This is a genomic window from Acidovorax sp. SDU_ACID1, from assembly GCF_045291395.1.
GTDB lineage: Bacteria > Pseudomonadota > Gammaproteobacteria > Burkholderiales > Burkholderiaceae_C > MR-S7.
Map to the genome: position 1 here is coordinate 2,230,134 of NZ_CP152342.1, position 18,608 is coordinate 2,248,741.

Annotated in this window: 14 protein-coding genes and 2 pseudogenes; 12 read left to right on the top strand and 4 right to left on the bottom strand. The window is 71.5% G+C overall.

Annotated features, from left to right (window positions below; all coding sequences use genetic code 11):
* Window positions 1-23: 23 nt before the first annotated feature.
* Window positions 24-947, bottom strand: coding sequence for a Bug family tripartite tricarboxylate transporter substrate binding protein (locus AAG689_RS10870; RefSeq protein ID WP_406625941.1), 924 nt, complete (start codon window positions 945-947; stop codon window positions 24-26).
* Between the two features lie 100 nt (window positions 948-1,047).
* On the opposite strand from AAG689_RS10870, the gene AAG689_RS10875 reads away from it, so the two are divergent.
* The 6 genes and pseudogenes from AAG689_RS10875 to AAG689_RS10900 all read left to right on the top strand — a co-directional run bounded on the left by AAG689_RS10875 (window position 1,048) and on the right by AAG689_RS10900 (window position 9,163).
* Window positions 1,048-1,326, top strand: a complete 279-nt coding sequence (locus AAG689_RS10875; RefSeq protein ID WP_406625942.1) for a LysR family transcriptional regulator — start codon at window positions 1,048-1,050, stop codon at window positions 1,324-1,326.
* Window positions 1,239-1,925, top strand: coding sequence for a LysR substrate-binding domain-containing protein (locus AAG689_RS10880; RefSeq protein ID WP_406625943.1), 687 nt, complete (start codon window positions 1,239-1,241; stop codon window positions 1,923-1,925). Before AAG689_RS10875 ends, AAG689_RS10880 begins: the two co-directional genes overlap by 88 nt.
* A 64-nt stretch (window positions 1,926-1,989) precedes the next feature.
* Window positions 1,990-3,484: pseudogene (locus AAG689_RS10885) on the top strand (AlkA N-terminal domain-containing protein).
* Window positions 3,485-3,544: 60 nt separating this feature from the next.
* Window positions 3,545-4,054 carry a methylated-DNA--[protein]-cysteine S-methyltransferase gene (locus tag AAG689_RS10890; protein ID WP_406625945.1) on the top strand — a complete coding sequence of 170 codons (510 nt, stop codon included), beginning with the start codon at window positions 3,545-3,547 and terminating at the stop codon, window positions 4,052-4,054.
* A gap of 182 nt (window positions 4,055-4,236) precedes the next feature.
* A complete protein-coding gene (locus AAG689_RS10895; protein ID WP_406625946.1) occupies window positions 4,237-5,145 on the top strand; it encodes a DMT family transporter in 909 nt (302 codons plus the stop codon).
* Window positions 5,146-5,320: 175 nt separating this feature from the next.
* Window positions 5,321-9,163, top strand: a complete 3,843-nt coding sequence (locus AAG689_RS10900) for an EAL domain-containing protein (protein WP_406625947.1) — start codon at window positions 5,321-5,323, stop codon at window positions 9,161-9,163.
* 56 nt (window positions 9,164-9,219) lie between these two features.
* Here the strand turns inward: AAG689_RS10900 and AAG689_RS10905 are convergent, their stop codons facing one another.
* Complete coding sequence (locus AAG689_RS10905) at window positions 9,220-11,115, bottom strand: propionate--CoA ligase (RefSeq protein ID WP_406625948.1); 1,896 nt, start codon at window positions 11,113-11,115, stop codon at window positions 9,220-9,222.
* Between the two features lie 163 nt (window positions 11,116-11,278).
* On the opposite strand from AAG689_RS10905, the gene AAG689_RS10910 reads away from it, so the two are divergent.
* From AAG689_RS10910 to AAG689_RS10935, 6 genes and pseudogenes are all read left to right on the top strand, one after another.
* Window positions 11,279-12,127: an STAS domain-containing protein gene (locus AAG689_RS10910; RefSeq protein ID WP_406625949.1), complete on the top strand. Its 849-nt coding sequence runs from the start codon at window positions 11,279-11,281 to the stop codon at window positions 12,125-12,127.
* A 13-nt stretch (window positions 12,128-12,140) separates the two neighbouring features.
* Window positions 12,141-12,518 carry an STAS domain-containing protein gene (locus AAG689_RS10915; RefSeq protein ID WP_406625950.1) on the top strand — a complete coding sequence of 126 codons (378 nt, stop codon included), beginning with the start codon at window positions 12,141-12,143 and terminating at the stop codon, window positions 12,516-12,518.
* A 13-nt stretch (window positions 12,519-12,531) separates the two neighbouring features.
* Complete coding sequence (locus tag AAG689_RS10920; RefSeq protein WP_034690036.1) at window positions 12,532-12,912, top strand: anti-sigma regulatory factor; 381 nt, start codon at window positions 12,532-12,534, stop codon at window positions 12,910-12,912.
* A complete protein-coding gene (locus AAG689_RS10925) occupies window positions 12,903-13,925 on the top strand; it encodes an ATP-binding protein (protein WP_406625951.1) in 1,023 nt (340 codons plus the stop codon). The genes AAG689_RS10920 and AAG689_RS10925 overlap by 10 nt, the downstream gene beginning before the upstream one ends.
* Window positions 13,882-14,781, top strand: a pseudogene (locus AAG689_RS10930) (sensor histidine kinase); the annotation flags it as partial. The gene AAG689_RS10925 and the pseudogene AAG689_RS10930, both read left to right, overlap by 44 nt.
* Window positions 14,782-14,804: 23 nt before the next feature.
* Window positions 14,805-16,769, top strand: coding sequence for a response regulator (locus AAG689_RS10935; RefSeq protein WP_406625952.1), 1,965 nt, complete (start codon window positions 14,805-14,807; stop codon window positions 16,767-16,769).
* 10 nt (window positions 16,770-16,779) lie between these two features.
* Here the strand turns inward: AAG689_RS10935 and AAG689_RS10940 are convergent, their stop codons facing one another.
* Window positions 16,780-17,598: an IclR family transcriptional regulator gene (locus AAG689_RS10940; RefSeq protein ID WP_406625953.1), complete on the bottom strand. Its 819-nt coding sequence runs from the start codon at window positions 17,596-17,598 to the stop codon at window positions 16,780-16,782.
* 37 nt (window positions 17,599-17,635) lie between these two features.
* On the bottom strand, window positions 17,636-18,595 hold the full coding sequence (locus AAG689_RS10945; protein WP_406625954.1) for a tripartite tricarboxylate transporter substrate binding protein: 960 nt from the start codon (window positions 18,593-18,595) through the stop codon (window positions 17,636-17,638).
* Window positions 18,596-18,608: the final 13 nt, after the last annotated feature.

Sequence of the window (18,608 nt, forward strand, 5' to 3'; positions counted from 1 at the left end):
GCTGAGCGTCTGGAGGTTCTTCCTCAGGAAATCGTCGTAGGCCGCGCCCGGCAGGAACGCAGGCTCGGCGCCCATCTTGCGAATGCCCTCCTTGTACTGAGGGTCGTCGAGGAGGACGGAGAAGCTGGCCCGCAGCAGTTCCAGACGCTCGGCGGGCAGCTTCGCGCTGGTGGCGAATCCGTCGAAAGACACATACTCGCCCCCGGATAGCCAAGCTCCTTCACGGTGGGCACCGACGGCAAGTCGAGCGAGCGCGCGCCGGACGTGACCGCCAGCGCCTTGAGCTTGCCCGCCTGGACATTGGTCAGGGCCGTCGCCACCGTGACGATGGCAAAGTCCACCTGGCCGGCCATCGCGGCCAGCATCGCCTTGGCGCCGCCATCGAAGGGGACATGCAGGAATTCCCCCTTCAATTGCTGCCCGAGCAGCGCAATGTAGAAATGCGAAGGCGTCTTGAGGCCCCACGACGCTGCGGTCAGCGCTCCCGCGGGCTTCGACCCCACCTCCGACACGAAGCCGCCGAAGTCGGCAAACCGCTCTGGACGGGCGACGATGGCCAGCGGGTTGGTCGTCCCCAGCCCGAGGCCGGCGACGTCGCCGAGCCTATATCCCACGGACTCTCCCAGCGCGAGCACCGGGCCGAGGTTCGAGTTGCCTCCGGTCATGATCCGGTAACCATCGGGCGCGGCCAGCACGTATGCAGTGCCGATGGTCCCGCCTGCGCCGGGCTTGTTGACCACCACCACAGGTACGCCGAGCTGCCGCGACAGCTTGGGCGCCACAAGGCGCGCCATCGCGTCCGTCGAACCTCCTGGCGCGAAGGGGACCACCAGTTCGATCTGGTGGTCGGGGTATTTCTGCGCGGCGGCCCCGAAGGCGAGGCATACGCTGCCCAATGCAACCAGCACCCGTCTCGATGCGCTTCGTAAATATGCGGCGATGGTCATCTTGCCTCCGTGGGTTGTTGAAGTGCCGATGCGATCGAGTATTGGTTTGTGCATCTACCCGGTCAAATGAGAATATTCGGTCCATCGATGCATTTCTGATATGAATTACAAGCAGATCGAAGCATTCCGGGCCGTGATGCTGACGGGCTCCATGACGGCCGCGGCGGCCCAGTTGCACACCTCGCAATCCAACGTGAGCCGGTCGATCGCCATGCTCCAGCGGGAGACCGGCCTGAAGCTGTTCGAGCGGGCCGGCATCCGGGTCGCGGCCACCCCGAAGCGCAGGCGCTCATGCGTGAGGTCGAGCGGTCATTTCTCGGCCTGGCTTCCATCCACGAAGCCGCCGCGCGGATCCGCACCTTCGGAGTCGACGGACTGAGGGTGTCGGTCTCCCCGGCCCTGGCCATCAGCCTCATTCCCAGGGCGCTCGAACTCTTTCGGGCGGCGCGCCCCGGCGTCCATGTCGCCATCGCCACGGCCGACTCGGCGACGATCTGCAAGGCGATCGCCTCGGGAGCGAGCGACCTGGGTCTGTCCGCGGCGGTCGCGCTGCCGCAGGAGGTGGACAGCGAACTGATCCATACGCAGAGCGCGGTGTGCGTCGTGCCCACCAGCCACCGGCTGGCACGCAAACGCAGCGTGAAGCCGGCAGATCTCGCGGGGGAATGCTTCATATCGATGCCTTCATACGACATCGCTCGCCATGCCATCGACAGGCTTTTCCTACCTGAAATCCGCAAGCTGGAGATCGAAACCACACAGGCCAGCACGATCTGTGTGATGGTTGCGCGCGGGCTGGGCGTCAGCGTCATCAATCCCCTGCTCCTGAAAGAACTCTCGCTCCCGGGAGTGACCGCCATTGCCTTCAAGCCCGAAATCCATTTCCGCTGCTACGTCATCCGGGCCAGGCAGCGCCCTGCCCAGGCACTTGCGGCGGACTTCGTCTCTGCCGCCAGGAGCGCCATCGAAGAGCCGTGAGACCCTGCAGGCACATGTCCGGAAACGGCGAGTTTGCGCCGGTGCGCGGCCTATCATGCGTTCCATGCCCACCGACATTCCCGCCGACGATGACGACGCCCGCTACCTCGCTCTGAAGGCGCGCGACGCGCGCTTCGACGGGCGTTTCTTCACGGGCGTGACCTCCACCGGCATCTACTGCCGCCCGGTCTGCGCCGTGCGCACGCCGCGGCGCGAGAACTGCCGCTTCTTCACGCTCGCCGCGCAGGCCGAGAGCGCGGGCTTCCGGCCCTGCCTGCGCTGCCGGCCCGAGCTGGCGCCGCAAGCGCTGGCGTGGTCGGTGCAGGACGCCTCGGGCATCCTCATGCGCCAGGCGCTGCGCCTGCTGGATGCGCCCGAGGCCTGGAGCACCGACGGCGGCGGCGCCCTGGTGGCGCAGTTGGCCCACCGCCTGGGCGTGAGCGACCGGCACCTGCGCCGCATCTTCGAGGCGGCCCTGGGCGTGTCGCCGCTGCAATACCTGCAGACGCGCCGGCTGCTGGCGGCCAAGCAGCTGCTGACCGACACGCGCCTGCCCGTCACCCAGGTGGCGCTGGCCAGCGGCTTCGCCAGCGTGCGGCGCTTCAATGCTGCCTTCAGCACGCACTACGGGCTCAACCCCACGCAGTTGCGCCGCGAGGGCGGCGCGCACACGGGCGCGGCCCGCCCCGTGCACCTGGGGCTGCGCCCGCCGTACGACGCGGCGGCGCTGCTGGGCTTTCTGGCCACGCGCCAGATCCACGGCATGGAAAGCGTGGACCCGCAGGGCCTGCGCCGCACGGTGCGGCTGGCCGTGGGCGGCGTGCAGTACACGGGCTGGATCGATGCCCGGTTCGACCCCAAAGATCAGCCCGGCCTCCGCGTGGCGCTCACCGCCAGCGACAGCCTGCTGCCCGCCCTGCCCCAGGTGATCGCCCGTGTGCGCGCCCTGCTGGACCTGGATGCCGACCCGGCCGCCATCAACGCCGTGCTGCACCCGGCCTTCCCCCTGGGCGACGGGCTGCGCGTGCCGGGCTGCTTCGACGGGTTCGAGCTGGCCGTGCGCGCCGTGCTGGGCCAGCAGATCACGGTGGCCGCCGCGCGCGCTGGCGCAGCGGCTGCTGGAGCGCTTCGGCGAGCCCATCGCCACGCCCTGGCCCGGGCTGCGCCTGCTGTTCCCTATGCCCGCCACCCTGGCCGCCGCCGAGGGCGATGCGCTGGGGCAACTGGGCATCGTGCGCCAGCGGCAGGCGGCCATCATGGCGCTGGCGCGGGCCGTGCTGGACGGCCGCATCGCGCTGCACGCGGGCAGCGACGTGGAGGCCACCACGGCCGCGCTGCGCCAGCTCCCCGGCATCGGTGACTGGACGGCCCAGTACATCGCCATGCGCGCGCTGCGCTGGCCCGACGCCTTTCCCGCCGGCGACGTGGCGCTGCACAAGGCCCTGGGCGTGCGCGGCGCGCCGCAGCCCGCGCGCGCCGCGCTGGAGGCGGCGCAGGCCTGGCGCCCATGGCGCAGCTACGGCGTGATCCGGGCCTGGGCCGCGCTATCCAATCCGTAGCTGCTTGCGCTTGCCCCGCCTGCGCCAACGGCCGATTTCGCTTCTAATAGAGGTTCCACCATGCACTTCCCTCCCGATACGGTGCAAGCCCGCACCCCCACCGTCCTGGGCGACGTCCGCCTGGCTGCCTGCGCCCAGGGCCTGGTGGGGCTGTGGTTCGACGGCCAGCGCCACCTGCCGGCGCAACTCGACGGCCCCCATGCCTGGCCCGAAGACGCCACGCACCCCGTGCTGCGCGCCGCCGCGCAGCAGGTGCGCGAGTACCTGCAGGGCACGCGCACCCGGTTCGACCTGCCGCTGTGCCTGGCGGGCGGCACGCCCTTCCAGCAAGCCGTATGGCAGGCGCTGCTGGCCATCCCGCGCGGCGGCAGCACCACCTACGGCGCGCTGGCCCGCCAGCTCGGCAACCCGGCCGCGGTGCGCGCCGTGGGGGCCGCCGTGGGGCGCAACCCCATCAGCGTGGCCGTGCCCTGCCACCGGGTGCTGGGCGGCGGCGGCGCGCTCACCGGCTATGCCGGCGGCCTGCCGCGCAAGACGGCGCTGCTGCAACTGGAAGGCGTGTTGAAGTGAAACACCCCCCTGTGCGGCTACGCCGCTTCCCCCGCTCTCGCATTGCTGCGCAATGCGGGCAGGGGGACGCCGCCCGTGCGGCGGGGCGGTGCGGCCGGCTCAGGCCCTTGCACGGCGGCCCTGGCCTGGCGCGCGCCCGTTTCCTGCGCCGCAGGCCGCGCAACGCACAGCGAAAAACTGATATGACCGCTTCCACCTGCGCCCGCCCCGCCCCCTGGGTAGGCGAATTCGTCCTGCTCGCCGCTCTCTGGGGCGCCTCGTTCCTGTTCATGCGCCTGGGCGCGTCCGAGTTCGGCCCGTTGCCCATGGCCGGTCTGCGGGTGACCCTGGCCACGCTGTTCCTCTGGCCCATCCTGCTGCAGCGCGGCGAATGGCCCGCGCTGCGGCGCCACTGGCGGCCGGTGCTGCTGGCCGGGGTGATCAACTCGGCCATTCCCTTCGCGCTGTTCGCCTGGGCCGTGATGCACATCGCCACCGGGCTCACCTCCATCCTCAACGCCACGGTGCCGCTGTTCGGCGCGCTGGTGGCCTGGGTGTGGCTGGGCGACCGCATCAACCGCCTGCGCTGGCTCGGGCTGGCGCTGGGCTTCGTCGGCGTGGCGCTGCTGGCCTGGCGCGCGCCGGCGGGCACGGGCTTCAGGACCAGCCATGCCGGCTGGGCCATCGCCGCATGCCTGCTGGCCTCCACCTGCTATGCCGTGGCGGCCAGCTACGCACGGCGCTACCTCACGGGCATTCCGCCGCTGGCGACGGCCACGGGCAGCCAGCTCGGCGCGGCGCTCGGGCTGGCGCTGCCCACGCTGCTGTACTGGCCCGCCCAGATGCCGGGGCCGCGCGCCTGGGCCGCCGTCGGCGCCATCGCCGTGCTGTGCACGGGCATCGCCTACATCCTGTACTTCCGCCTCATCGCCCGCGCGGGCCCGAGCCGGGCGCTGGCCGTGACCTTCCTGGCGCCGGTCTTCGCGGTGTTCTACGGCGCGGTGTTCCTGGGAGAGGCCGTGACGCCGTGGATGCTGGGCTGCGGCGCGGTGATCGTCTGCGGCACCATGCTCTCCACCGGCTTGGTGGGACCGCGCCCCCGCGCCGGCTGACCACGGAGCGCCAAACCAACACCCAGGGTATGCCGCCACCGGAGACCCGCCCGGAGCGAAATACACTCTGACACATGTCGAGTTTCGCCGCCCCCGTGCCGTCGCCTTCCATGCCACCGGCGGTAGCGCTTTTCCCGCCCTCCACAGGCCGAACCGGCACGCCGGGCATCGCCGCATGACGGACGAGGTGCTCGTCACCGGGCTGGTGCACCTGGCTCTGATCGCCGCCCTGGCCGCGCTGCCGCAGCAGGTGCTGCTGGCGCCGACGCGCCTGCAGCGCGGTGCGATGGGCCTGGCCTGCGGCCTGGCCTCGGTGCTGGTGGCGCTGCAGGGCCTGCCCGCCTATGCCGAGGGCGTGCGGCACATGCATCCCACGCTGGTGGCCTCGGCGGCGTTCCTGCTCGGCCCCTGCGCCGGGGTGCTGGCGGCGGCCGCCTCGCTGGGCAGCCAGTGGCTGGCGGACACGCCCGACTGGTCCACCGGCCTGGGCCTGGCCTGCGCCACCACGGCGCTGGGCCTGGCTTGGCGGCTCGCGCGCCAGCGCGGGCACCTGGCGGTGTGGGCGGCGGTGGCCGGCCTGGCCTTCACGCTGCCTCCGGCGCTGCTGCCGTGGGTCAACGCCGACCCCGGCCTGGCGGCCTCGCTGGGCGACATGCTGCTGCACGCCACGCCTTGGCGCTACGTGATGGGCACCATCGTGCTGTGCGGCGGCGCCGAGCTGCTGCGCAGCCGCGCGCAGTCGCTGCGCACGCTGCGCCAGCGCGAGGAAGACCTGCTGCGCGCCATCCGCGCCTCCGGCGGCGGGCGCTGGGAGTGGGACATCCGCCGGCGCCAGTTCTCGTATTACGGGCGCTTCTACCGCACCTTCGGCATGGAAGGCTGCCCGGACGACAGCGAACTCTCGCCCCCCTACACGGTGAGCGACCTGGACGCCGGCCGCCGCTGGCACGAGCGCTGCCACCCCGACGACCGCGCCCGGCTGCGGCCCTACCTGCGCCGCGTGCTGGACGGGCACGAGGAGATGCACCACGCGGAATTCCGCCTGCGCGACGAGCAGGGCCGCTGGCGCTGGCTGATCTCCCGCGGGCGCGCCGTGAAACGCGATGCCCAGGGCCGCGTGCTGCTGCTCGCGGGCATGGACCTGGACGTCACCGAGCACTACGAGATGCGCGAGGCCATGCGCGCCTCCGAAGCGAAGTACACGACCGTGTACCAGACGCTGCCCGATGCCGCCGGCATCACCCGCCTGAGCGACGGCGCCTACCTGGACATCAACCCCGCCTTCGAGCGCCTGCTCGGCCGCACCCGCGCCGAGACGCTGGGCCGCACCTCGCTGGAGCTGGGCGTCTGGCCGCATGCGGGCGAGCGCGACCGCCTGCTTGAGGCCCTGCGCAAGCAGGGCGAGGTGCGCGGCCTGCCGATGACGGCGCAGCGCGGCGGCGAGGACATTCCCGGCCTCATGTCTGCCCGCACCGCGCGCATCGCCGAGGAAGACTGCCTGGTCTTCGTCTTCCACGACATGACGCAGGAGCAGCGCGTGCGCGACGAACTGCTGGCGGCCAACAGCCTGCTGCGCCAGGCCGGCCGCATGGCGCGCCTGGGCGTGTGGGAGGAGATGCCGGGGCTGGGCATCACCTACTGGTCGGACGTGTGCTTCGACATCCACGGGCTCTCGCCCGGCCACCCGCTGCCGCGCGACTACCTGCACGAGTTCGTCACGCCCGCTTGGCGCGAAGCCATGGGCGCCGCCATGCGCCGCTGCCTGCGGGACCATGCGGTGTGGAACCTGGAAATCGAGATTCTGCGCACCGACGGGCGCCCGATCTGGGTGCGCGTGCACGGCGAGCCCGTGGTGGAGGCGGGCCGCGTGGTGCGCATCCGCGGCATCCTGCAGGACATCGACGAGTGGCGCCGCGCCCTGGAGCGGCTGCGCTCCTCCGAGGAGCGGCTGGCGCTCATCTTCAAGGTCATGCCCTACCCGCTGGGCTTTTCCCGGCGCGAGGACGGCGTCTACCTCGACGTCAACCCCGCGTGGGAGCAGGCCCTGGGCTTCACGCGCGACGAGGCGCTGGGCAACACCGTCGTGGGGCTGGGCATCTACGAGGCCCAGGCGCGCGCCAAGCTGCTGGAAGCCGCCGTGCGGCAGGGCCAGCTCGTGAGCTACGAGGTGGACCTGACCACGCGCAGCGGCGAGAAGCGCACCGTGCTGCAGTCCATGAGCCCGGTCGACGTGAACGGCGAGGCCTGCTGGCTGTTCGCGCTGCACGACATCACCGAGCGCAAACAGGCCGAGCAGCGCGTGCGCGAGCGCGAGGAGCTGCTGTCGCTCACCATCGCCGCCGCGGCGCTGGGCCTGTGGGACTGGGACCTGCACGGCGGTGGGATCACGGGCGACGCGCGCTGGCGCGCCATGAACGGCCTGCCCGAGCCCGTGCACGGCACCTCCCCGCCCGTGCCCTGGACCTCGGGCATCGCTCCCGAGGACATCGACGCCGTCACCCAGGCGCTGCAGCGCCACATCGCGCAGCAGGCCGCGCCTTTCGACGTCACCTGCCGCATCCTGCTGCCCCAGGGAGGCAACCGCTGGATCCGCAGCCTGGGCAAGATCGTGGCGCACGATGCCAACGGCCGGCCCGCGCGCATGGTGGGCATGTCCATCGACGTGACCAGCGAGCGCACGCAGGAGCAGCAGCTCGAGCGCATGGCCCACTACGACGCGCTCACCGGCCTGCCCAACCGCGTGCTGCTGGAGCGCCGCCTGCGCGAGGCCATGGAGCAGTGCCACCCGCGCGGCCAGCAGCTCGGCGTGGCCTATCTCGACCTGGACGGCTTCAAGCCCGTCAACGACCGGCTGGGCCACGCGGCGGGCGACCGGCTGCTGGTGATCGTGGCCGAGCGGCTCAAGCGCTCCCTGCGCTCCTGCGACTGCGTGGCCCGCCTGGGCGGGGACGAGTTCGTGATCCTGCTGCCCGGCCTGGCCTCGCCCGCCGAATGCGAGCAGCACCTGCGCATGGTGATGGACGGCGTGTCCGCGCCCTACACCCTGGACGCCGAGCGCGTGCTCATCACGGCCAGCATCGGCTACACGGTCTACCCCGAGGATGGCGCCGACACCGACACCCTGCTGCGCCACGCCGACCAGGCCATGTACGCCGCGAAGCAGGCCGGCCGCAACCGCTTCCACGCCTTCGACGCCGTGCAGGAGCGCGCCCTGCAGGCCCAGCGCGAGCAGAGCGCCCAGTTCGCCGCCGCGCTGGAGCGCGGCGAGCTGCGGCTGTACCTGCAGCCCAAGGTGGACATGCGGCGCGGCACGGTGGTCGGCGCCGAGGCCCTGGCGCGCTGGCACCACCCCGAGCGCGGCGTGCTCGCGCCGGCGCAGTTCCTGCACCTCATCGAAGGCCATGCGGAGCTGCAGGCCCTGTTCGGCGAATGGGTGGTGGACACGGCGCTGGCCATCGTGGCCGGCCTCATGGGCCAGGGCCTGGCCGTGCCCGTGAGCATCAACATCACGCCCGAGCACCTGCGCCGCAGCGGCTTCGCCGACTGGATGGCCTCGCGCCTGGCGCTGCGGCCCGGCGTGCCTGCCTACCTGCTGAACATGGAGCTCACCGAAAGCGCGGCGCTCTACGACATGGACCACGTGGCCTACGAGCTCACGCGCCTGCGCGCGCTGGGCATGAGCATCTCGTTCGACGATTTCGGCACCGGCTATTCATCGCTGGCCTACCTGCGCCGCCTGCCGATGGACCACCTCAAGCTCGACCGCAGCTTCGTGGCCGGCATGACCACCGACCCGGGCGACCGGGCCATCGTGCAGGGGGTGATCGGCCTGGCGCGCTCCTTCGGCTACCAGATCGTGGCCGAGGGGGTGGAGACCGTGGAGCAGGGGCAAATGCTGCTGCAGATGGGCTGCACGCTGGCGCAGGGCTACTGCATCGCGCGGCCCATGCCGGCCGAGGAATTCGCCGCCTGGGCGGCCGCGTGGCACGCGCCCAGGGCCTGGCGGGAATATGCATGAAAACAGCCTCCAGCGCTTGTGCAGCAAGCGCGAGATGCTATTGAAACGGCAGCAGATCAGCCGACCAGTTCCTTGATCTGCTGCAGCGCCGCCGGGTCTTCCATGGTGGTCAGGTCGCCCGGGTCGCGCCGCTCGGCCACGGCCTGCAGCGCGCGGCGCAGCAGCTTGCCGCTGCGCGTCTTGGGCAGCGCGGTGACGAACAGCACGCGCGCCGGCCGGGCCACGGCGCCGAGCTGGCCGTCCACCTGCTTCATCACCTCGCCCTCGAACTGCAGGCGCGCCGCATCGTCCACCAGGCCCGATGCATCGCGCGGCACGGCGAAGGCCATGGCCACCTGGCCCTTGAGCTGGTCGGCCACCCCCACCACCGCCACCTCGGCGATGTTCGGGTGGCCGGAGATGCACTCCTCGATCTCGCGCGTGCCCAGGCGGTGGCCCGCGACGTTGATCACGTCGTCGGTGCGGCCCAGGATGAAGTAGTAGCCGCCCTCGTCGCGGATGCCCCAGTCGAAGGTGCTGTAGACCAGCCGGCCGGGAATGCTCTTCCAGTAGGTGTCCACGAAACGCTCGTCGTTGCGCCACACGGTCTGCAGGCAGCCGGGCGGCAGCGGCCCCTCAATGGCGACCACGCCCTTCTGGTTGGGCTCGGTGAGCTCCTCGCCCGTGGACTCGTCGATGAGCTTGACGTTGTAGCCGTAGACGGCCTTGCCGGGGCTGCCGAAGCGCGAGGGCTGCTGCTCCACCCCGTTGCACAGCGTGAGGATGGGCCAGCCCGTCTCGGTCTGCCAGTAGTTGTCGATGATGGGCACGCCCAGGGCTCCGCTGATCCACGTGGCCGTGGGCTCGTCCAGCGGCTCGCCGGCCAGCCACAAGGCCTTGAGGCTGGAGAGGTCGTGCTTCTTCAGGTACCCGGGGTCCTGCTTCTTGAGCACGCGCACCGCCGTGGGCGCCGAGAACATGTGCGTGACCTGGTACTTCTCGACGATGCTCCACCAGATGCCCGCGTCGGGCCGGATCGGCAGGCCCTCGTAGAGGATGGTGGTCATGCCCGCGATCAGCGGGGCGTAGATGATGTAGCTGTGGCCCACCACCCAGCCGATGTCGCTGGTGCAGAAATACGTGTCGCCCGCGTCGGCCTGGAAGATGTGGCGCATGCTCGAGGCCAGCGCCACGGTGTAGCCGCCCGTGTCGCGCTGCACGCCCTTGGGCTTGCCGGTGGTGCCGCTGGTGTAGAGCGTGTAGCTCGGATGGGTGGACTCCACCCAGGCGCAGGGCACCTGCGCATCCATGTGCCGCGCCCGCAGGGCCGCCCAGTCGTGGTCGCGCCCAGCGCGCATGGCGGCGGGGGCCAGGCCCCGGTCCACCAGCAGCACGGCGGCGGGCTTGTGGGCCGACAGCTCGATCGCCTCGTCCAGCAGCGGCTTGTAGGGCACCACCTTGCCGCCGCGCGAGCCCGCGTCGGCGCTCACGATCACCGTGGGTTCGGCATCCTCGATGCGCGAGGCGAGCGACGACGAGGCGAACCCGCCGAACACCACCGAGTGGATCGCGCCGATGCGCACGCACGCCAGCATGGCGAAGGCCGCCTCGGCGATCATGGGCATGTAGATCAGCACGCGGTCGCCCTGCTTCACGCCCAGCGCCTGCAACACCGCCGCCATGCGCTGCACCTCGGCGTGCAGTTCGCCATAGGTGTAGGCGCGCTCGGTGTTCGTCTCGGTGGAGATGGCCACCAGCGCGTTCTGCCCGGCGCGCGCGGCCAGGTGGCGGTCCACCGCGTTGTGGCACAGGTTGGTGGTGCCGCCCACGAACCACCTGGCGAACGGCGGGTTGCTCCAGTCGCAGATCTGCGCGGGCGGGGCCTGCCAGTCGATCAGGCGGGCCTGCTCGGCCCAGAAACCGTCGCGGTCCTCGATGGAGCGGCGGTGGAAATCGGCGTACTGCGTGCTCATGGCGGGGTGTCTCCTGGGCGTTCTGGCTCGGCCTGCGGCATGGTGGCAGGTCCGCTATCCATAATTATTCATGAAGGGCTTGCGGCAACCTGACGCGCGCCCGGCAGCGTGGATCTTCTCTCCTACAATGATTTTTCGCCCTCCCCCTACCGGATCCACCACCATGACCCAAATCGCCGATCTTGTTGTAAGCACACTGGAGAACGACGCCGCCGCCGTGATCCAGGAATGGCTGACCGAAGCCAAGGCCGGCAACCCCACGGCCATCCGGACGGCCTCGGCGGACGCGGCGCAGATCGTGGCCGCCCTGGCCAAGGCGCTGCGCGCCGGCGCCGACGCGAATGCATTCAACGACGCGCAGTGGTCCGAGCTGCACGGCGTGCTGTCGGACCTGTCGCGCTCGCGCGCGGCCCAGGGCCAGAGCGCGGGGGACACCAGCGTCTTCGTGCTGGCGCTCAAGAAGCCGCTGCTCACCGCGCTGCAGGCGCACATCGCCAGGCTGGACAGCGTCCAGCTCCCGGCGCTGTTCTGGGAGCTGACGCGGCTGGTGGACAGCATGGCGCAGTACACCGTCTCCACCTTCCAGGCCGCGCGCGAGAGCATCATCGTGCGCCAGCAGGAGGAGTTGCTGGAGCTGTCCACCCCGGTGGTCAAGCTCTGGGACGGCATCCTGGCCCTGCCCATCATCGGCACGCTGGACAGCCACCGCACGCAGATCGTGATGGAGACGCTGCTGCAGAAGATCGTGGAGACGGGCTCGGAGCTGGCCATCATCGACATCACCGGCGTGCCCACGGTGGACACGCTAGTGGCGCAGCACCTGCTCAAGACGGTGACGGCCCTGCGGCTCATGGGCGCGGACTGCATCATCAGCGGCATCCGCCCGCAGATCGCGCAGACCATCGTGCACCTGGGCATCGACCTGCAGGGCATCGCCACCAAGGCCACGCTGGCCGACGCGCTGGCGCTGGCGCTGCAGAAGACCGGCTGGCAGTTCAGCCGCCAGCACTGAGCGGGGCGCCACCATGGACCGCATCCCCATCCTCCGCATGGGCGACACGCTGCTCGTCACCATCCAGTTCGACATGCAGGACCAGACCGCGCTCAGGCTGCAGGAGGACCTGGCCGACCGCATCGCCAAGACCGGCGCCACGGGCGTGATGATCGACATCTCGGCCCTGGAGATCGTGGACTCCTTCGTGGGCCGCATGCTCACCAGCATCTCGGGCATCGCGCGCATCCTGTCGGCCGCCACGGTGGTGGTGGGCATGCAGCCGGCGGTAGCGATCACGCTGGTGGAGCTGGGCCTGTCGCTCGACGGCGTGCGCACCGCGCTCGACGTGGAGCGCGGCATGGCCCTGCTGCGCCGCGCGCAGGAGGAGAGCCGCCTTGGCCGCCATTGATCCGACCGGCACGATGCCGCTCACGACCGAGCAGCACGTGGTGCTCACCCGCCAGACCGTGCGCCAGCTGTGCCAGCAGATCAAGCTGTCGCTGGTGGAGCAGACCAAGATGATCACCGCCGCCAGCGAGCTGTCGCGCAACACCCTGATCCACGGCGGCGGCGGGCGCATGCGCTGGGAGCTGCTCGCGCGCGACGGCCGCGCGGGCCTGGCGCTGCACTTCGAGGACGAGGGGCCGGGCATCGCCGACCTCAAGCTGGCCATGACCGACGGCTGGACCTCCGGCGCGGGCATGGGCCTGGGCCTGCCGGGCAGCAAGCGGCTGGTCCACGACTTCGTGGTCGATTCCGCCCCCGGCAAGGGCACCCGCGTGAGCATCACCCAGTGGAAGTGATCCGTGGCTGGTGCCACCACGCCTTTCCCGTCACCGACGCGAGCCGCGTCGGCGAGGCCCGGCGCTTCGCCGCCAAGGCGATCGAGCCCTGGGGCTGGCCCGAGGCCGACGCGGGCCGCCTGTCCCTGGTCGTGACCGAACTGGGCACCAACCTGATGCGCCACGCCGTGGACGGCGCGCTGTGGATCGCCGTCAAGGACGGGCTGCAGGAAGTGGAGGTACTCGCCCTGGACAGGGGGCCGGGTATCGCCGACCTGCCGCGCGCGATGCAGGACGGCCACTCCACCGGCACCGGCTCGCCCGGCACCGGCCTGGGCGCGCTGCGCCGACTGGCCGACGACTTCGACCTGGCCTCCTCGCCCGAGGGCACGGTCTGCGTGGCGCGGGTGCGCCTGCCCCCTGCCCGCACGACCCGGCGGCCCGCCGCCCGGCTGGGCGCCGTGAGCCTGTGCGCGCCCGGCGAGACGGTGTGCGGCGACGGCTGGGCCGCCGCGCTGGACGAGGGGCGCCTGTCGCTGCTCGTGGCCGACGGGCTGGGCCACGGGCCGCTGGCGGCCGTGGCGGCCTGCGCGGCGGTGGACGTATTCCTGGAGCAGCCCTTCGCCCGCCCCGACGCCCTGCTGCCGCAGCTGCACGCGGCGCTGCGCACCACGCGCGGGGCCGCCGTGTTCGCCGCCCATCTGACCGCGCCCGGCAGCATGTGCTGGACGGGCGCGGGCAACGTCCTGGGGCGGCTGGTCTCGGGCACCGCCGACAACACCCTGACCACGCCGCACGGCACGGCGGGCCTGCAGATGCGCCTCAAGGCCGAGTCTTCCGTACAGCCGCTGCCTGCGCATGCCGTAGCCGTGGTCTGCACCGATGGCGTGGCCACGCGCTGGCGGAGCGAGGACTTCGCCGCCCTGCTGCCGCGCGACCCGGCCCTGCTGGCCGCCTCCATCGCCTGGCGGCACGGACGCGGACGCGACGATGCCACCGTGCTCGTCCTGCAACCGGGAGAAGCCTTTGACTGAAGACACCCAGGCGCAACTGCGCGCGAGCCGGGCCGAGGCCGAGGCCCTGCGGCTCGAAGTGGAGGCGCTGCGCGCCGAGGTCGAGGAAACCAACCGCGGCGTGGTGGCCCTCTATGCGGAGCTGGACGCCCAGGCCGAGGAGCTGCGCCGCGCCACCCAGCTCAAGAGCCGGTTCCTGTCGTACATGAGCCACGAGTTCCGCACGCCCATCGGCGCCACGCTGAGCATCACGCGGCTGCTGCTGGACCGCGTGGACGGCCCGCTCACCCCCGAGCAGGAACGCCAGGTGCGCTTCATCGCCGGCACCTGCGAGGAATTTTCCGAAATGGTCAACGACCTGCTGGACCTGGCCAAGATCGAGGCCGGCCGGCTGGAAATCTCGCCCGAATGGTTCGAGATGATGGACCTGTTCGCCGCGCTGCGCGGCATGTTCAAGCCCATCCTCGCCAACCACGCGCTCAACCTCGTGTTCGAGGAGCCCGAGGGCATCCCGCGCCTGTACACCGACGACCGCAAGCTCTCGCAGATCCTGCGCAACTACATCTCCAACGCCGTCAAGTTCACGCCCCACGGCGAGGTGCGCGTCTCGGCCCGCACCGAGGGACAGGGGATGATCCGCTTCTCCGTCACCGACACGGGCGTGGGCATTGCGCCCGAATACCTGCCCCGGCTGTTCAACGACTTCTCGCAGGTGGACTCGCCCATCCAGAAGCGCCTGCGCGGCACCGGCCTGGGCCTGGCGCTGTCGCGCCAGCTCGCCACCCTGCTGGGCGGGTCGGTGGAGGCGCAAAGCGAGCTGGGCCGGGGCTCCGTGTTCTCGGTCATCGTGCCCGCGCGCCTCACCACGGACGCCCCGCACGGCGAGAGCGAGGATGAACCATGCCTGATTCCCAATGGATCGCGCCCACCATCGACCGCAGCCTGCACACCGTGCTGGTGGTCGATGACAACCCCGCCACCCGCTACGCCACGTCGCGCGTGCTGCGCGCCGCCGGCTTCCCGGTGGTGGAGGCGGAAACCGGCGCGCAGGCGCTCGCGCAGGCCGGCACGGGCATCGCGGCGGTGGTGCTGGACGTGCACCTGCCCGACATGGACGGCTTCGAGGTCTGCCGCAGCCTGCGCGCCAACGCGCGCACCGCGCTCACGCCCGTCGTGCACCTGTCGGCCGCCTACGTGCAGAACGAGCACCGCGTGGCCGGCCTCAACGCCGGGGCCGACGCCTACATGGTCCACCCGGCCGAGCCCGCCCTGCTGCTGGCCACGCTGCAGGCGCTGATCCGCGCGCGCACGGCCGAGGACGAGCTGCGCCGTTCCGAGACGCGCTTTCGCGCCATCTACGACCAGGCGCCCGTGGCCATGATGCTCATCGACACGGCGGGCCGCTTCGCCGACGTGAACCCGGCCGCGCAGGCGCTGTTCCAGCGCGGGCGCGACGAGCTGGTGGGCGCGTCCGTCACCGCGCTGGCGCCGCCCGCGTGGCGGGCCTTCGCGCAGCGGCTGTTCGAGCACGGCCCGGGCCAGGAAACCATGCCCTGGCAGGGCGAATTTCCCATGCTGCGCGCCGACGGCGGCGAGATGCTGCTGTCGTGGAACCTCTCCGACCACGAGGAGCCCGGCGTGCGCATCGGCATCGCGCGCGACCTCACCGAGCGCATCGACTTCGAGCGCCGCCGCCAGGAGCTGCTGGAGCGCGAACAGGCCGCGCGCGTGCTGGCCGAGCGGCAAAGCCGCACCAAGGACGACTTCGTGGCCGTGCTCTCGCACGAGCTGCGCACGCCGCTGACCCTGATCACCGGCTGGGTGCACATGCTGCGCCGCGCCAGGCCCGCGCCCACGCCCGACGGCCTGGCGCGCGGGCTGGACGCCATCGAGCGCGGCGCCAAGGCGCAGGGCCGGATCATCTCGGACATCCTCGACGTCTCCCGCATCGCCTCCGGCAAGCTGCGGCTGCACCGCGAATGGGCGCGGCCGCTGGAGCTGACCCAGACCTCGCTGGACGCGCTGCGCGACCAGGCGCAGCTCAAGAACATCGCCCTGGTCATCGAATCCGCCGGCGTGGACGAGGCGGCCTGGCTGGACGTGACGCGCTTCCAGCAGATCGTGTGGAACCTCGTCACCAACGCCATCAAGTTCTCGCAGCACGGCGGCGCCGTCACGGTGCGCCTGGCGCGCAGGGGCGACGAGCTGCTGCTGGAGGTGCAGGACCAGGGCATCGGCATCGCGCCCGAATTCCTGCCCTACATGTTCGAGCGCTTCACCCAGAGCGACACGCCCGGCAACCGCGCGCACGGCGGCCTGGGGCTGGGCATGTCCATCGTCAAGCACCTGGTGGAGCTGCACGGCGGCACCGTCGCCGCCGCCAGCGCCGGCGCCAACCAGGGCGCGACGATGACGGTGCGCATGAACGTGGCCCACCAGGAAAGCGCAGCCCCCGCGCCCGCCGGCGGCGGCGATGCGGGCAATGGCCAGCGCCTGCTGCAGGGCAAGGACATCCTGGTGGTGGAGGACAACGCCGACACGCGCGAGATGCTGAACGTGGTGCTGGCCGACGAGGGCGCCCATGTGCGCCTGGCCGGCGACTACGATTCGGCGATGGCGCAGCTGGACACGGCGTGGCCGCAATTGCTCGTGAGCGACATCGGCCTGCCCGGGCGCGACGGCTACGAGCTCATCGCCGCCATCCGCGCGCTGGAGCGCCAGCAGGGCCGCCCGCCGATGCGCGCCGTAGCCCTCACCGCCTTCGCCCGCCCGCAGGACCGCGAGCGCGCCCTGCTCGCGGGCTTCGACCAGCACCTGGACAAGCCGCTGCAGCCGCACGTGCTGGTCAGCGCGCTGAGCGGCTGAATCCCTACCCTCACCCCATGCCCAGTTGCGGCAGCCCCAGCGCGCAGGCCGCGCTCATGACCGCCGACAGTTCGTCCAGGATGACGCGCTTCTTGCGCTCCAGCCGCTCCACGGGTGCATGCACGCTGATGGTCAGCGGCCGCGCGCCGGGCTCTTGCGGCACCAGCATGCCGATCATGCCCGCGCCCTGCACCACCGTGTGCCGCGAGAAGACGTAGCCGTCGCGCCGGATCGTGCGCACCTGCGCGAGCACGGCCGCCACGTCCGGCGGGTTGCGCCCGCGCCGCGCGTGCTGCACGCGCCGCAGCAGGTGCTCCACCTCCTCGTCGCCGTAGGCGCTCAGGATGAGCCAGCCGGTGCCCGAGCGGTCGAGCGAGCGCACCGTCTGGCGGATGCGCTCGTGCGGCACGTGCAGCTGCGAGGCGATCTGGCAGATGTACTGCGCATACAGGTCGCTCTGGGTGCCCAGGTTCACGGTTTCCTGCGTGGCCGCGTGCACGCGCTGCATCGCCAGCAGGATGCCGCCCGTGCCGAAGCGCGCCCGCTCCACCCAGCTCACCATGCTGGACATGCGGATCGTGGGGAAATAGGTGCGCTGGCGCAGGTCGTATTCGAGGTAGCCCATCTCCACCAGGCTCTTGAGCAGCGCCGACGCGCTCGACGCGGGGTAGCCCAGGCTGCGCGTCACCTCCTTGAGCGGCAGCGGCGCCTGGCGCTGGGCGAACAGCTCGAAGACCTCGCACACGCGCATGGCGGATTTGGTGATCCCCCTGTCGCTCTGCGTGGGCGCCCTGCGCGTGAGCAGCCCCTTGTCGATCAAGCCCGGCATGGGCCGATTCTGGCTTAGAACGTGCTGACGATCTTATTCAACGCTGATGCCGCCCTGGGCGATGGCCTTGCGCCACAGCTCCATCTCCGCCCGGGTGCGCTCGGTCAGCTCCTCGGACGTGCTGGACTGCAGGTCCGTGCCCATCTCGCGGAACTTGGCCTTCAGCCCGGGCTCGGCCAGCACGGCCGCCAGGGCCTGGTGCAGGCGCGCCACCACGGGCGCGGGCGTGCCCGCGGGCACGTACATGGCATACCACGTCGTGTACTGCGCGCCCGGCAGCAGCGACGACACCAGCGGCAGGTGCCTGCTGTCCGCCGCCTGCGTGGCCGAGGTCAGTGCGATCGGACGCACCGCGCCCTTTCTCCATCAGGCCCTTGAGCGAGGCCATGCTGCTCAGCATGAACTGCACCTGCCCGGCCGCCAGGTCCACCGTGGCCTGCGAGATGCCGCGGTAGGCCACGTGCGTGGCCTGGATGCCCGCCTGCGCGAGGATCACCTCCATGCCCAGGTGCGACACGCCGCCCGCGCCCGCGGACGCATAGTTGAGCCGGCCCGGCCGCGCCCGGGCGTAGTCGAGGAACTCCTGGAAGGTCTTCACCGGCAGCTGGCTGCTGACGAACAGCACGTGCGGGCTGGTGGACACGAGCGACACCGGCGCGAGCCTGGCGGCGGCATCGGCGCCGGCCTTGGTCAGCAGGGTCTGGATCGTCACGTGGCTCGCGCCGGCCAGGATCATGGTGTGCCCGTCGGGCGCCGAGCGGCTCAGCGCCTGCATGGCCGGCAGGCCGGCGCCGCCGCCGATGTTGTCCACCACCACGCTCTGGCCCATGTGCTCGCCGAGCCGCACCGCCACGTCGCGCGCCACGGAATCCGTGGGGCCGCCCGCGGCGAAGGGCACGATGATCTTGAGCGGCTTGCTCGGGAAGCCGCTGGCGGCGGCGGGCAGCGCCCATGCCAGGGCTGCCAGTAGCAAGATGCGGCGCGGGGAGTTGCGCATGGATCCAATCTCC